The organism is Streptomyces sp. NPDC050548, assembly GCF_044457385.1.
GTDB lineage: Bacteria > Actinomycetota > Actinomycetes > Streptomycetales > Streptomycetaceae > Streptomyces.
Genome location: NZ_JBITGV010000015.1, coordinates 31494 through 44748 on the forward strand (window position 1 = coordinate 31494; position 13255 = coordinate 44748).

Sequence of the window (13255 nt, forward strand, 5' to 3'; positions counted from 1 at the left end):
CGGGGTCAGTCCCGGTGGACGGTGATCGTCGTCCAGAGTCCGACGTGGACGCGGTCACCGTCCTTCAACGGCACCGGCACATAGGGCGGGACGGAGTCGTCGGCGTCGTTCACCGTGGTGCCGTTGGTGGAGCCCTTGTCGACGAGGGACCAGGTGAAGTCCGGTTGCCGGACGAGGAGCGCGTGTTCGTGGGAGACGCCCGGGTCCCCGGGGCCGCTCTCCAGGTCGATCGAAGGGATCTCGCCCGTGGACCGGTGGCGACGGCCGATCGTGATCACGCCGCGGGTGAGCGGGACGTGGAGGTCGGGGGAGTGGGTGGGGACGTACAGTCCCTGGTCCTCGGGCTCGCTGCGGGCCATCACCCTGGCGAAGTAGTCGTGGTCGACACGGACGATCGCGGTCCAGGTCGCCTCGGTCGCGCCGCGGCCGGTCCGGGTGACGAAGTCGTAGCGGCAGCCCTCGCAGAACCGGGCGAGGTCCGCGCGGGGCGACCCGCAGTCGGGACAGAGTTCGGCGGCGGACGGCGCGGGCGCCGCGAGCGGCGTGGGCGCGACGGACATGCGGTGGCCGCACACCTCGCACCAGTCGTCGGTCTCGGAACGGTGACCATTCGGGCAGTTCGACATGCCGTTCATTGTCTCTTCGCCCCGCTGATCGGAGCCGGTGCAGACCGACGAGACCGGTCAGCGGCCCGGGAGGCGATGCCGTCAAGGTCCCGTCAAGCACACCTGAGAACGCGTCAGGAGGGTGTCAACGCGCGTCATTCCAGGCCGCTTCCGGACCCAGACTGATCGACACGAGGGACGGACGACCGTCCGTGGCGTGGCAGGGGAGGGACCGTGACCATCACGGCCGGAACAACGCGGAGACCTCGGCCCGAGGTTGCCGCGCCCCCGCAGGGGAAAGCGGTCGTCCCACCGGAGGGCGCTCCCGATCCTCGGCCGGGCGCCCCGGGGAACCGCCTCCGGCACCGGACCGTGGCCGCGCGGGCCGCTCTGCGCAGCCGCTACTGGGCCCATGTGCCCGCCCGGCTGCGCCTTCTGCGCGCGGCCACGGTCCTGCTCGCCGCCGCCCTGATCGTGCTTCTCACGCTGGCCGGTCTCGCCGCGTCCGGCACCTGGAACACCGTGACCGGCCGCGACGCGCCCCGCACCACCAGCGCCGCAGACCTCGAACTCGCCCTCAACGACATGGACGCGCAGGTCGCCAACCTCCTCCTCGCCAACGGCGACGCGGGCCGGGAACGGCTGCGGACGCCGTACGAGAAGGCGGTCGGGTTCTACGGCGACGCCCGGGACGGGATCGGGCACGATCTGCGGACCCTCGCCGTGGCGGCGCAGGGCGACCGCGCCGACGAGAAGACCGTCGAGTCCCTCACCGACTCCTTCGCCGAGTACCAGGAACTCGTGGGCCGTTCCCTGGAGAACGACGACCGCACCGGCGGCAAGACGTCCGCGCTCGCCGACTACCGGCGGGCGACGGATCTGCTGCGGCACCAACTCCTCCCCGAGGCAAGGGACTTGGTGAACTCCAACAACTCGGTCTTCAACTCGGAGTACAGGGCGGCCAGTTCCACCCTCTCCGCCGAGCTCTTCGCCGTCGTCACGCTCGGCGTGCTGCTGCTCGCCGTACTCGGCCTGCTGCAGTGGTACCTGTCCCGCCGGTTCCAACGGACCCTGAACGCAGGCATGTTGGCCGCCACCGCCTGCACGCTCCTCGCCGTCCTCCTCGGCACCCAACTGCTCTCCGCCACCGCGGAGAACCTGCGCGGCGCCCGCCGCGACGCCTTCGACTCCGTCGTCGCGCTCTCCAGGGCCCGAGCGATCGCCTACGACGCCAACGCCGACGAGAGCCGCTACCTCCTGGACCCGCCGCGCCGTGACCAATACGCGGGGTCGTTCCTCGCCAAGTCCCAGGAGCTGTACGGCCTGAAGGGCGCGACCCTCACGACGTACGACGCGCGACTCGCCGCCACCTGGCAGGCGTACCGGACCGACCACCACGACCTCCGCTTCACCGGCGAGTTCCGGCGCGAGCTGGACAACATCACCTTCGGCGGCGAACGGGCCGCGGCCGAGAGGACCGTCGAGACGTACGCCGTCTACCAGCGCGACGACCGCCGGATCCGGGCGCTGCTGGCGGCCGGAAAGGAGCGCGAGGCCGTGGAGTTCTGCATGGGCTGGGAGCCGGGCACGTCGAACGCGCACTTCGAAGCCTGGATGGACGCGCTGGACAAGGTGACCGCCATCAACGAACGGCACTTCGACGCGTTCGCCGACGCCGGCCGCTCGGACGTCACCGGGCCATTGCCCTGGGCGCTCGGCGCCCTCCTTGCCGCGGCCGCACTCACCGTCCTCGGACTGAGGCCACGCTTCGCCGAGTTCCGGTGAGGTGCGCGAGCGGGGGCGCCCCGGAGACTCGTGCTCGTCACCGCCGGTCGCGGTCGAGAGCGGCGACCTCGCGTACGGCGTCGGCGACGGCCGGGGCGTCCTTCTTGAGGATCGCCCCGTGATTGCTGGCGACCTTCGCGCTGATCTTGATGTGGGCGTTGCGGGCGACCACACCGTCCAGGCTGGCCCGGATCTGTTCCTGCTCGTCGCCCTTGCTGCCGAGGGACGTCCCCGAAGCGACCACATAGCGCGCCGGGACGGTGATGCTGTCCAGGACGGGGCCCAACTCCCGCTCCCGGGCGATCCTGCCCAGCTCGATGTTGCTCTCCGCCAGCTGCCCGGCGTTCATGCGTGGGGTCAGGCCCGTCGGGCGCAGCAGCGGCATGAACAGGTTCAGCCGCCGGAAGGTCTTCCGGATCCGCTGCTCCATGGCCTCGTCCAGCCAGTCGTGCGGCTGCGCGCCGTCGACCAGGACCGCGCCCAGGGCGCGTTCGGGATTGCGGGCGGCCCAGTGCGCGGCGACGAACGCCCCGTAGGACCAGCCCACCACCAGCGCCCGTTCCACGCCCCGGGCCGCGAGGACGGCGTCGACATCCCGGACGGCTGCCTCGAAGGAGTAGTCCGCGGAACGCTTCGACTTCCTGCCGCGGGCCCGCTCGTCGTAGGTGATGTGCCGCCACTCCGGGCCCAGTTCGGCGATGACCCGCCCCCAGTAACCCTGGGTGGCGAACTGGCCGTTGAGGTAGACCACGGGGATTCCGCCACCACCGGTGTCGGTGACGGCCAGGGCCGTGTCGTCGACCGGCACCATGCCGGTCCACGTCGAACCGGTCGAGGAAGTGCTGGTCGAGGAAGTGCCGTTCTTCGTCATGTTCTGTTCCTCCTGGTCGCGTGAGGGCTGCTGGTACGGCTTCCGGCTCGTGGTGCTTCAGAGGCTGCGGGCAGTGATGTCGCCGCGGGAGGTGGTGGCGCGGATGTCGAGCGCGGTGGTGCCGTCGTTCTTGAGGGAGTTGCCGACGCGGCCGTAGCCGGTGTCGGCGTCGAGGGCGGCCGAGACACCGGCGGCGGCGCCGACCGAGATGTCACCGGACTCGGTGCGCAGGACGACCGTGCCGCGCACGGCCTCGGCGATCCGGATGTCGCCCCTCGCGGTGCTGATCTCGGCGGGGCCGCCCAGCCGGCCGACCTCGACGTCGCCGTCGACCGCGGTGAGGCGGACGCCCGTGGCCTCGTCGATCTTGATCCGGCGGTACGCGCCCTCGAAGGCGAGGTCACCGAGACGTCCGACGCCACGCAGCTCGGCACCGGCGGCCGTGCCCTCGATACGGGAGCCGGCGGGCAGCTGGACCGTGACCTCCAGGGATCCGGAGGGGCCGAAGAGCTTGTTGTCGGGGGCCGGGGTCGTGATGCGCAGAACGCCGTCGGCGTAGGCGACCTGCGTCCGCTCGGCGGTCTTGGTGTCGCGGTCCTTGGACGGGTCGGCGGGCAGGACCTCGACGGTGGTGTCGGCGCGGTCCGCGGCGATGAACCGGACGCGTCCGGCGGGGATGTCCAGGACGACGGAGATCGGGGCGGTGGTGTCGAACTTCTGCATCGTGCACTCCGGGTGTCGGTGTCGGTTCGTTGTTTCTGACACCGGAAACGCTACGTTGCCTTTCTTGATTAGGCAACGCACTTGTTGCACCCGATCTATATATCTGCAGGTCAAAGGATAGATATCGTTGCAACGGACTGGGGGATAATGCAACGATGGTCAAGTCATCCATTGCAATGGATGGAAAGTGAACGCTATGGTGAGGCGATCAGGGACCGTCACGAAGGATCACCGAGGAGACCGCGATGCCGGGAGGCAGGCTCACCCAGCAGGAACGTCAGCAGATCGCGCTGGGACTGGCCGACAGCCTCCCCTACGCCGAGATCGCCCGCCGCCTCGACCGTCCGACCTCGACGGTCACGCGCGAGGTGCTGCGCAACGGCGGCCCCACCATCTACCGCGCCGACCTGGCCCACCGCGCCACCGAACGCCGCGCCCACCGGCGCAAACACACCCCACACCCGGGGCAGGGGACGCCGGTACAGGACCGCGGGCGCGACGACGAGGCCGTGCGCGAGTACGAGGAGGCGTTCACCACTCTCCTGATGCAACAGGGCCTTCCCAAGATGTCGGCTCGCGTACTGACCTGCCTCTTCATCGCCGACGCGGGGAGCCTCACCGCGTCCGAACTCGTCCAGCGCCTCCAGGTCAGCGCGGCGTCCGTCTCCAAGGCGATCGCGTTCCTCGAAGAGCAGGGCCTCGTCAGCCGGTCACGCGACGACCGCCGCCGCGAGCGCTACTACGTCGACGACGACGTCTGGTACCAGTCGACCATCGCCAGCGCCCGCGGCACCGCCCAGGTCGCCGCGATCGCCCGCCGGGGCGTCGGTGTCCTCGGCCGCGACAGCCCGGCCGCCGCCCGCCTGGAGAACATCGCCCGCTTCAGCGACTTCATCAGCGAGAGCATCCTCCGCGCGGCGGAGCAGGTCCGCGAAGTCCTTTACACGAAACCCGAAACCCGGGACGACACGGGTGACCCCACCGCAGCCGACGCGGATCGCGGATAGGCAGTCACCGCCGGACGAGACGTCAGCGGAAGCGGACGTCGTCGAGCAGGTCGGTGACGTCCGCGAAAACCCGCTCTCCCGCTGCCGCGGCGGCCGGCGAGAGGGTGTCGAGGGTGAGGAATCCGTGGACCGTCCCGGCCTCGCACCGGTGTCTGACGGGAACGCCCGCGGCGGCCAGCCGGGCGGCGTACGCGTCGCCCTCGTCCCGAAGCGGATCGTGCTCGGCGGTGACGACAAGGGCGGGCGGCAGCCCGCCGAGGTCGACGGCGTGCAGCGGGCTGACCTCGGGGTCGGCGCGCCGGGACGGATCGGGGACCCATTGCTCGGCGCCCCACGCCACGTCGTCGGTCGTCAGGCCCCAGCCCGTGCCCTTCGACCGGGTGCTGGGACAGGAGAGCGTCAGATCGGTGTTGGGGTACAGCAGAACCTGGGCGGCCGGCAGCGGTCCGCCCTCGTCGCGCAGGCGCAGACAGGCGAGCGCGGCGAGATTGCCGCCGGAACTGTCACCCATGACGACGACCGGGCCCGCGCCCCCGGGAACTCCACCCGCCGCCGCCCACCGGATGGCGTGCACGCAGTCGTCGACAGCTGCCGGCCACGGGTGCTCCGGAGCCCGCCGGAAGTCGACGCTCAGCACGGCCGTCCCGGCACCGAGCGCCAGTCGCCGGCACGCCCGGTCGTGCGACTCCAGATCGCCGATCGTCCACATCCCGCCATGCAGGAACACCACAAGCGGCCCACCCGTCGCCGAGGGCCGGTAGAGGCGGGCCCCCACGCCGGCCGAGCCGACCGTCAGATCCTCGACGTGGGCGATCTCGGGCCCCGGCGGCCGGGCTTCGGCACGGAGCCGCTGCGCGCGGCGCAACTCCGCCGCGCCCACGACCCGGGCGGGAGGTCCGGGATCCCGCCGAACTGCCCTGACGAAAGCGGTCAGTTCGGCATCGGCGAGCGGAGCGTCGATCAGTTCGGCCATGCGGGCCAGGATGCCATCTTGATCCGTACGACCCCTCGACCGCGTCGGGCCGTGGTCCGCCGCCGGGTCCTGGTCAGGCACAGCACGCGCAGCCCGGCCGGCAGCCGCACGGATCCGCCTCGGCCTCAACGGGCAGTGCTGCGGCGGAAGTCGGAGCGCAGCACCCCTTGCCCTGCCAGGCGTCGCGGCCCTCCTTGACCGCGACGGCCGCGATCACCAGGGCGGCTGCCGGGTCGGCCCAGGACCAGCCGAGGACGGCGTTGGCGACCAGGCCGGTCAGCAGCACCGCCGAAAGGTAGGTGCACAACAGGGTCTGCTTCGAGTCGGCGACGGCCGACGCCGAACCCAGTTCGCGCCCGGCCCGGCGCTGGGCGGCGGACAGGAACGGCATCACCGCGAGCGAAACGGCGGCGAGGGCGATACCGACGAACGAACGGTCCGCCTCGCCGGCCCCGACGAAGGCACGTACCGACTCCACTGCCACGTAGACCGCGAGGGCGAAGAACGAGAGGGCGATGATCCGCAGCGCCCGCGCCTCCCGGGCCTCGCGCACCGCGTGGTCGGCCGGGGAGAACTGCCAGGCGACCGCCGCCGCCGAGGACACCTCCACCACGGAGTCGAGTCCGAAGCCGATGAGCGCGCTGGACGACGCGGCGGTCCCGGCGGCCAGGGCGACGACCGCCTCGACGAGGTTGTACGCGATGGTCGCGCCCACCAACAGCCGTATGCGGCCGGCCAGTTGCTCGCGGCGGACCGGGGACGGGCTCGGCGGGGTCAGGGGTGCCCCGGTGCTCATCAGCAGCAGCCCTTCGTGTCGGCGTCCGGGCAGGTGCGGTCGCTCTCCACCGCCAGCACCGCCGTGCGCAGGTCCTGCAGGGCGTGACCGAGGCGGGGATCGGCGAGTTCGTAGCGGGTACGGCGGCCGACCGGCACGGCGACGACGAGACCGCAGTCGCGCAGACACGCCAGGTGGTTGGAGAGCCGGGTCCGGGAGATGCCCAACTCCTCCGCCAGATCGGAGGGGTGGGCCGGGGCCTCGCGCAGGGCGAGCAGCAGACGGCAGCGGATCGGGTCGGCGAGGGCACGGCCGAAACGGGCCAGCACCTCGACCTCGGAGGCGAGGCTCAGCATACGGCGACGGTACAGGAGATCCTGAATTCAGGAAATCCTGTACTGGTGACTGGTCGTGCGGTCAGTGGTCGGTCGGTCAGTGGTCGTGCGGGCCGGGTCGGTGGACGGGACCGTGGGCGTCGTCGCAGTGCGCGTCCCGGTCGTCGTCTGCGGCACTGGTGATCTGCAGCAGGTCCGGGGCGTCCTCGCCCAGATGGTCGACCTGCAGCGTGGCATGGCTGATGCGGTAGTCCTCCAGAAGCATCTTCTGCAGGCCGCGGCGCACGGCGTGGCAGTCGCCGCCCGGCTCGACCAGGACGTGGGCGGAGAGGGCGCTCTGGCCGGAGGTGATCGTCCAGACGTGCAGGTCGTGCACCTCGACCACGGTGCCCTGCGCGGCCAGGCGGTCGCCGACGGCGTCGGGGTCGATCCCGGCGGGCGCGGCTTCGAGGAAGATCCGTCCGGAGTCGCGGACCAGCCCGTAGCCGGCCTTCAGCATCAGGACGACGACGAGCAGGGAGGCGATCGCGTCCGCGCGGGCGAAGCCGGTGGTGAGGACGACGGCTCCGGCGACGGCGGTGGCGATGAAGCCGAACAGGTCGGTGAGGATGTGCTGGTAGGTGCCCTCGACGTTCAGCGAGGTGCGGTTGGCCCTGGAGATGCACCAGGTGGCCACCAGGTTGACCGCCACTCCGACCAGGGCGGTGACCAGGACCAGGCCGCCGGTGACCTCCGGCGGCGAGACGAGGCGACGTACCGCCTCGTAGGCCAGCCACACCGAAAGGAGCAGCAGGGTCAGGCCGTTGGCCTGCGCGGACAGGATCTCCACGCGCTTGAGGCCGTAGGTGAAGTGCCCCTTCGCCGGGCGGGCCGCCAGTCGCATCGCGACCAGTGCCAGCACGATGGAGGCGACGTCGGTGAGCATGTGCGCGGCGTCCGAGATCAGCGCCAGCGAGTTGGCCGCCACCCCGACCACGACCTCGGCGAGCATGAACACACTGATCAGCACCAGGGCGATCGTCAGCCAGCGCCGGTCGGCGTCCGCGGACACCCCGTGGGAGTGGCCGGAGTGACCGCCGCCGTCGTGGTCGTGGCCGCCGTGCTCGTGGTCGTGATGGTCGGACACGGGAGCTCCCAGGGTCGCGGTCTTGCGTCGGCGGAGGGCAAGTCAACCGCGTCCCGGAGGGTTTCACCAAAGCCTGCAATGAGCACCGTTACCACTGTCACCTGCGGCGATGCCGGAACCGCCTCAGCGGCAGCCGACGTACGCCGCGCACGAGGGCGCTGATGACGGACGACTAACTGGAGCCTGCGAGGGTGGCGCGGTCGAGGAGCGGGGCGAGTTCGATGCGGGCCTGCTCGGGCGTGACCACGTCGACAGGGGCGAGCTTCTCGTATGTGTAGCTTGCGGGATCGACGTAGATGCGCTCGCCGATGAGCTTGGCGTCATCGGTGTAGGCGAACATCTGGAAGATGTGATAGTTCATCAGGTAATGGGCGTCGGGGTCCGCGTCCACGTCGTGGTCGTGCAGGTGGGTGCCGGGAACGACGTGCGCCCAGTAGGCCTCGGTGGTGACGCCGAAGTCCTCGACGCACATGTTCATCGTGCGGGCGCCCATGACGTTGATCCGCGACTCGTACGTCTCGCGGTAGAAGTTCTCCACCTCCTCCTTGCCGTTCAGGACCAGGGTGGTGCCGCGGTCGCCGACCCGGTACATGGGCTCGTGGATGGTGAGTTCGGGGACGATGATCTGGTCCCAGTAGCCGGAGACCTCCAGCAGGAGGTGACGCAGGTAGTTCTTGAGGATCGCGCGGTGCAGAGGTTTCTCGGTCTGTTCGAGGTACTTCTCCACACCCAGAGGCCAGTGTGTGACGTCGAACTTTCGGGGGATGTCCAGGAGCGTCATGGCGTCCTGGGTGGGGATGGACGGACGAGGGGCCATCGGGAAACTCCGTTCGGGGGGAGGGGGAGGAGGAAGGGCAAGGGGGGATGGCCCGGAGGGTCAGAGCCAGGGCCGCAGCTGCGGAAGGGGCGAGCCGTCCGCAGTACGCACGCCGTCAGGCGTACGCCGGGTCAGCCACCGCGCGAGATCGGCGGCCGTGCCTTCGACGCGGGCCGGTCGCCCCGCCGCGCCATCGGCGCGGTCGGTTGCTCGCACGGCCAGGTCGGGGACCCTCATGGCCTGGTGCTTCGTCACCGCCTCCGCGATCAGACGGTCGAGCACGGCGGGAGGGAAGTCGGCGAAACCGCCCCCGGCACCGAGGTCAAGGGCGTGGATCCACACCTCCCGCGTGCGCATCCAGGGCAGCTCCTCGGCCGGAACCGTACGCCCCTGACCAGTGACGACCATGGCGCTCCAGGCGAGGTCGTCCAGGGCGTAGAGGGCGTCGGACAGCGCGTCCTGCTCGTCGCGGACGAAGCGCCGCAGATGCCGTCCGTCCCACTGGGCTCCCTCGGCGATCTCCTCGGCACGCGCGGTGGGGCTGGGGTACATCGGGGTTTCCTGCCCGGCGCGCGCCCATCGGACCAGTCGGCCCACCGCTCGGGCGTTGAAGCCGAGATGGGCGATCACGTGCTTGCGTGTCCAGCCCGGAAGGCTGCTGGGCTCGGTCAGCCGGTCGTCCGCCAGCCTGCCGAGGTGGGCGGCGAAGTAGTCGAAGCCCGCGGTCATCCACTTCAGCGGTTCATCGGGACGGGCCATGCGGCTCACCTGGATCCTTCCGCCTTGCGCACCGCTGTCACGGTCCTGCCGATGCCCTCGATCGTGGTGACGAGGGTCTGACCCGGCTGGAGGTAGCGCTGAGGGGACCGGGCGTGGCCCACGCCACCAGTGGTGCCGGTGGCGATGACATCGCCGGGGTTCAGCGTCAGGATCGTGGAGATGTAGGCGATCAGCTCCGCGGGGCCGAACAGAAGGTCCGAGATCTTCGAGGCCTGCATTACCTCGCCGTCCACTTCGCTGCTGATGGCGGCGTCCGCGGGAACCTCGTCGGGGGTGACCAGATGGGGGCCGAAGGGGGCCGTGGCCTCGAAGATCTTCCCCTGGAGCCATTCCTTGGTACGGAACTGCCAGTCACGCATCGAGACGTCGTTCAGAACGCTGTAGCCGGCGATCGCCCGCCGGGCGGTCTGCTCATCGGCATGACGAACCGTGGCACCGACGACGACTGCCAGCTCCGCCTCCCAGTCCACGGCGTCCGACTCCGCGGGCAGGACCAGGTCGTCGTCGGCACCGATCAGCACCTCGGGAAACTTCGCGAACAGCGTCGGATAGACCGGCATCTCGCGGCCCATCTCCTTGATGTGGGACCGGTAGTTCAGGCCCACCGCGATGATTTTGCCGGGCCGGGGAACCACGGGCGCGTACCGCAGGCCCCGCAGTGCGTGCCTCGGACCGTGCGCGGCTGCCGCGACCGACGGCCAGTCCGCTTGCGCCAGCAGAACACCGACATCGGCGTGGCCGCACTCCACCGCGCCGTCCGCGTCGATCCGAACCGCCCGGGTCCCGTGGGGCGTACGAATGGTTGCAAGCCTCATGCGCCGACCCCCGTCCCGCTCGCCCGCCGGTACTGGTGCAGAGCCTCGAAGACGGGCGCGTCACTGAAGCGGAACAGGTCCAGCTGCTCCTCCGCGCGCAGTTCGAAAAGCGCCCAGGAGGGGACCACGAACACATCCCCCTGCTCGACGCCGTGCTCCACGCCGCCGATCATCGCGGTGCCGCGGCCGGTGAAGACCTGCCAGACGCTCGACCCCACTTCCTGGTGGGCTGCCGTGACCGTTCCCCCGCGCAGACGATGGAAGTCGGCCCGGATCGTGGGAAGCGCGTCGCCGCCGGTGGTCGGGTTGGTGAAGCGCACAGCGGCGTGGCCGGCCTCCACCGTGCCCGGGTGGCCCTCGTCCTCCAGCGCCAGCTGCTCGGTCAGCGCCCGGTCGGTGTGCTCCCACCGGTACGCGGCGATCGGAGAGCTGGGGCGTCGGCCCAGCAGGGCCACCGGCTGCAGGCCGGGATGGGCCCACAGGCGTTCGGCACGGGATCGCTCGGGGGTGGAGGTGTCCGTCAGTTCGTCCGGACCGAACTCGAAGAAGCCCGTGTCGTTCTGGTGGGCCATCGGGATGTCGAGGCCGTCGAGACAGGCCATCGGCCCGTTCGTCACATTCTGGTGGCCGTGGAAGTTCCATCCCGGTGTCAGGAGGAAGTCGCCCCGGCGCATCGCGACCGGGTCACCGTTCACCACGGTCCACACGCCTTCGCCTTCCAGGATGAAGCGGAAGGCGTTCTGCGTGTGCCGGTGTTCCGGCGCCACCTCGTGCGGGCCCAGGTACTGGATGGCCGCCCACAGAGTAGGAGTGGCGAAAGGCATGCCTCCGAGACCCGGATTGGCCAGTGCGATGGCCCGTCGCTCACCGCCCCGGCCCACGGGCACCAGATCGCCCGACCGCTGGGCCAGCGGGTACAGCTCACTCCACTTCCACCGGTACGGCACCGCGCGGGGCGTGGGCCGGTGTGGCATCAGGTCGTCGATCTGCGTCCACAGGGGAATCATGTGGGCCGCGCCGAACTGCTCGTACAGCGCCTTGAGTTCCTGCTCATCACCGGATTCACCGGATTCACCGGATTCCGCGGGCGGAACGGTCGTATGTGCAGTCATGATCTTCGTGCTCCGTTTGTCTCGCTGCGTTCTGCTCGGCCACTGCGGTGGGAGCGGCCGCAAGTGCTCAGCCGGAGAGGGTGCCGCACGGCTGCGGCCGCTCGCGGCGTGGCTCAGTTCGCCGGCGGCCAGGCGCCGATCTGCTCCAGCAGGGAGAAGAGGTTCGCCACACCCCAGTGCTCGGTGATCCTGCCGTCGACCACACGCATGGCGTCCACGGTCTCGAAATGGATCTCCCGCCCGGTCGCCGGGGCACCGAAGATCTCGCCCTTGTGAGTTCCGTGGTACGTCTTGTAGGTCGTCACGAGATTTCCGTCGGCCGCCTGCCAGTGGATCACGGCATGGAAGTCGGGGAACGCCTCTCGCAGGACGTGGTAAAGCTCTTTCGCACCGGCCTTGTCGGGAGTACGGCCCGGCTGCGGAGTGTGGTCCAGGAAGTCGTCGGCGAACAACTCGTCGAAAAGCTCGAAATCGCCGCCGCCCTGCACCTCCTCGGTGTTGCGTCGTACGACTGCCTTGGCGGCTTCGCTCACATCGATGCTGCTCATGGGGGACCTTCCGTGAAGAGATTGTCGAGAGGAGAGACCGATCGCTTTTCCATCACTTTTCAGATGACCGAGGTCAGACCGCCGTCGACGACGAGAGCGGTACCGCTGACGTAACTGGACAGATCAGAACCGAGGTAGGCGACCGCGTCGCCGATCTCCGACGGCCTGCCGATGCGGCGCAGAGGCGTGCGCTCGGCGAACTTCTCCGCGGCGGCGGCGACGTCCGGTGTGGTGCGCAGGAGATGGGTGTCGATCGTGCCCGGGCAGACGGCGTTGACCCGGATCCCGTCCGGACCGAGGGCGTCGGCGAGGGCCTTGGCCATCAGCACCACACCGCCCTTGCTGGTGGAGTAGGCGACGGTGAAACCGGCGCCGACGATGCCGCCCATGCTTCCCATCAGCACGATGCTTCCGGCTCTGCCGGCGGCCTTCATCCGGCGCGCCGCCGCCTGCGCGCCGAACAGCACCCCGTCGAGGTTGACGGCCATCAGCCGGTGGAAGTCCTCCTCCGACACGTCGGCGCCGTCCGACCGCAGCGTGATGCCCGCGTTGCACACCATCACATCGACCCCGCCGAACTCGCTCGCGGCCTCGATCAGGGCGTCGACCTGAACCCGTTGGGTGACGTCGGTGCGGACGAAGCCCGCGGGAACGCCGAGACCCTCGATCTCCTGCACGGCCGGGGTGCCGCCCTCCAGGGGTGTCTCGGTGAGATCGGCGATGACGACCGCCTTCGCTCCGTGCTGCGCGGCCGAGACCGCGATTGCCCGGCCGATACCGCTTGCCGCGCCCGTGACGACGACGACCTTTCCGGCGAGAATGTCACTCATTTTGTGTCACTCATTTTGCCTGTCCGATCCAATGTGGTTTCGGATTTTCTGCAACGAGATGGCCCGCTTCCGTAACCGGCACTGCGGAAGTCGGGGAATTCGGGAAGTCGACCCGATGTGGCTTCCGGAGTCACGCTCCTTCGCCTCTCGATC

General features: G+C 70.1%; 15 protein-coding genes. 2 read left to right on the top strand and 13 right to left on the bottom strand.

The window, feature by feature from the left end; genetic code table 11:
• Positions 1 to 5: 5 nt before the first annotated feature.
• Positions 6 to 626 carry an FHA domain-containing protein gene (locus ACIBJH_RS34030; protein ID WP_399120759.1) on the bottom strand — a complete coding sequence of 207 codons (621 nt, stop codon included), beginning with the start codon at positions 624 to 626 and terminating at the stop codon, positions 6 to 8.
• Between the two features lie 351 nt (positions 627 to 977).
• Here ACIBJH_RS34030 and ACIBJH_RS34035 point away from each other — a divergent pair, with 351 nt between their 5' ends.
• Positions 978 to 2390 carry a hypothetical protein gene (locus ACIBJH_RS34035; protein WP_399120760.1) on the top strand — a complete coding sequence of 471 codons (1413 nt, stop codon included), beginning with the start codon at positions 978 to 980 and terminating at the stop codon, positions 2388 to 2390.
• Between the two features lie 37 nt (positions 2391 to 2427).
• Here the strand turns inward: ACIBJH_RS34035 and ACIBJH_RS34040 are convergent, their stop codons facing one another.
• A complete protein-coding gene (locus tag ACIBJH_RS34040) occupies positions 2428 to 3261 on the bottom strand; it encodes an alpha/beta fold hydrolase (protein WP_399120761.1) in 834 nt (277 codons plus the stop codon).
• A gap of 57 nt (positions 3262 to 3318) precedes the next feature.
• Positions 3319 to 3984, bottom strand: coding sequence for a DUF4097 family beta strand repeat-containing protein (locus ACIBJH_RS34045; protein WP_399120762.1), 666 nt, complete (start codon positions 3982 to 3984; stop codon positions 3319 to 3321).
• A gap of 245 nt (positions 3985 to 4229) precedes the next feature.
• On the opposite strand from ACIBJH_RS34045, the gene ACIBJH_RS34050 reads away from it, so the two are divergent.
• A complete protein-coding gene (locus ACIBJH_RS34050; RefSeq protein ID WP_399120763.1) occupies positions 4230 to 4991 on the top strand; it encodes a MarR family transcriptional regulator in 762 nt (253 codons plus the stop codon).
• Between the two features lie 22 nt (positions 4992 to 5013).
• Here the strand turns inward: ACIBJH_RS34050 and ACIBJH_RS34055 are convergent, their stop codons facing one another.
• The 10 genes from ACIBJH_RS34055 to ACIBJH_RS34100 form a co-directional block, all read right to left on the bottom strand.
• Positions 5014 to 5964, bottom strand: coding sequence for an alpha/beta hydrolase (locus ACIBJH_RS34055; RefSeq protein WP_399120764.1), 951 nt, complete (start codon positions 5962 to 5964; stop codon positions 5014 to 5016).
• 73 nt (positions 5965 to 6037) lie between these two features.
• The gene (locus ACIBJH_RS34060; protein WP_399120765.1) at positions 6038 to 6760 is read right to left on the bottom strand and encodes a cation transporter; all 723 of its coding nucleotides are present in this window, start codon (positions 6758 to 6760) and stop codon (positions 6038 to 6040) included.
• Entirely contained in the window at positions 6760 to 7095 is a 336-nt protein-coding gene (locus ACIBJH_RS34065; RefSeq protein ID WP_399120766.1) for an ArsR/SmtB family transcription factor, read from the bottom strand. Before ACIBJH_RS34065 ends, ACIBJH_RS34060 begins: the two co-directional genes overlap by 1 nt.
• Positions 7096 to 7171: 76 nt before the next feature.
• Positions 7172 to 8200, bottom strand: a complete 1029-nt coding sequence (locus ACIBJH_RS34070; protein ID WP_399120767.1) for a cation diffusion facilitator family transporter — start codon at positions 8198 to 8200, stop codon at positions 7172 to 7174.
• Positions 8201 to 8372: 172 nt separating this feature from the next.
• A complete protein-coding gene (locus ACIBJH_RS34075) occupies positions 8373 to 9017 on the bottom strand; it encodes a hypothetical protein (protein WP_399120768.1) in 645 nt (214 codons plus the stop codon).
• Positions 9018 to 9077: 60 nt separating this feature from the next.
• A complete protein-coding gene (locus tag ACIBJH_RS34080) occupies positions 9078 to 9776 on the bottom strand; it encodes a maleylpyruvate isomerase family mycothiol-dependent enzyme (protein WP_399120770.1) in 699 nt (232 codons plus the stop codon).
• 5 nt (positions 9777 to 9781) lie between these two features.
• Positions 9782 to 10612 (bottom strand): fumarylacetoacetate hydrolase family protein, encoded by an 831-nt coding sequence (locus ACIBJH_RS34085; protein ID WP_399120771.1) that lies wholly within the window; start codon positions 10610 to 10612, stop codon positions 9782 to 9784.
• A complete protein-coding gene (locus tag ACIBJH_RS34090; protein ID WP_399120772.1) occupies positions 10609 to 11724 on the bottom strand; it encodes a cupin domain-containing protein in 1116 nt (371 codons plus the stop codon). Before ACIBJH_RS34090 ends, ACIBJH_RS34085 begins: the two co-directional genes overlap by 4 nt.
• Before the next feature lie 113 nt (positions 11725 to 11837).
• Complete coding sequence (locus ACIBJH_RS34095; protein ID WP_399120773.1) at positions 11838 to 12272, bottom strand: ester cyclase; 435 nt, start codon at positions 12270 to 12272, stop codon at positions 11838 to 11840.
• Positions 12273 to 12331: 59 nt separating this feature from the next.
• Entirely contained in the window at positions 12332 to 13102 is a 771-nt protein-coding gene (locus tag ACIBJH_RS34100; RefSeq protein ID WP_399120775.1) for an SDR family NAD(P)-dependent oxidoreductase, read from the bottom strand.
• Positions 13103 to 13255 lie beyond the last annotated feature (153 nt).

Coding starts and splice junctions, on each gene's coding strand:
- ACIBJH_RS34075 (WP_399120768.1), bottom strand. CDS start 9,017: ATGGCCCCTCGTCCGTCCATCCCCACCCAGGACGCCATGACGCTCCTG.
- ACIBJH_RS34080 (WP_399120770.1), bottom strand. CDS start 9,776: ATGGCCCGTCCCGATGAACCGCTGAAGTGGATGACCGCGGGCTTCGAC.
- ACIBJH_RS34090 (WP_399120772.1), bottom strand. CDS start 11,724: ATGACTGCACATACGACCGTTCCGCCCGCGGAATCCGGTGAATCCGGT.
- ACIBJH_RS34045 (WP_399120762.1), bottom strand. CDS start 3,984: ATGCAGAAGTTCGACACCACCGCCCCGATCTCCGTCGTCCTGGACATC.
- ACIBJH_RS34060 (WP_399120765.1), bottom strand. CDS start 6,760: ATGAGCACCGGGGCACCCCTGACCCCGCCGAGCCCGTCCCCGGTCCGC.
- ACIBJH_RS34095 (WP_399120773.1), bottom strand. CDS start 12,272: ATGAGCAGCATCGATGTGAGCGAAGCCGCCAAGGCAGTCGTACGACGC.
- ACIBJH_RS34065 (WP_399120766.1), bottom strand. CDS start 7,095: ATGCTGAGCCTCGCCTCCGAGGTCGAGGTGCTGGCCCGTTTCGGCCGT.
- ACIBJH_RS34050 (WP_399120763.1), top strand. CDS start 4,230: ATGCCGGGAGGCAGGCTCACCCAGCAGGAACGTCAGCAGATCGCGCTG.
- ACIBJH_RS34055 (WP_399120764.1), bottom strand. CDS start 5,964: ATGGCCGAACTGATCGACGCTCCGCTCGCCGATGCCGAACTGACCGCT.
- ACIBJH_RS34100 (WP_399120775.1), bottom strand. CDS start 13,102: ATGAGTGACATTCTCGCCGGAAAGGTCGTCGTCGTCACGGGCGCGGCA.
- ACIBJH_RS34040 (WP_399120761.1), bottom strand. CDS start 3,261: ATGACGAAGAACGGCACTTCCTCGACCAGCACTTCCTCGACCGGTTCG.
- ACIBJH_RS34030 (WP_399120759.1), bottom strand. CDS start 626: ATGTCGAACTGCCCGAATGGTCACCGTTCCGAGACCGACGACTGGTGC.
- ACIBJH_RS34085 (WP_399120771.1), bottom strand. CDS start 10,612: ATGAGGCTTGCAACCATTCGTACGCCCCACGGGACCCGGGCGGTTCGG.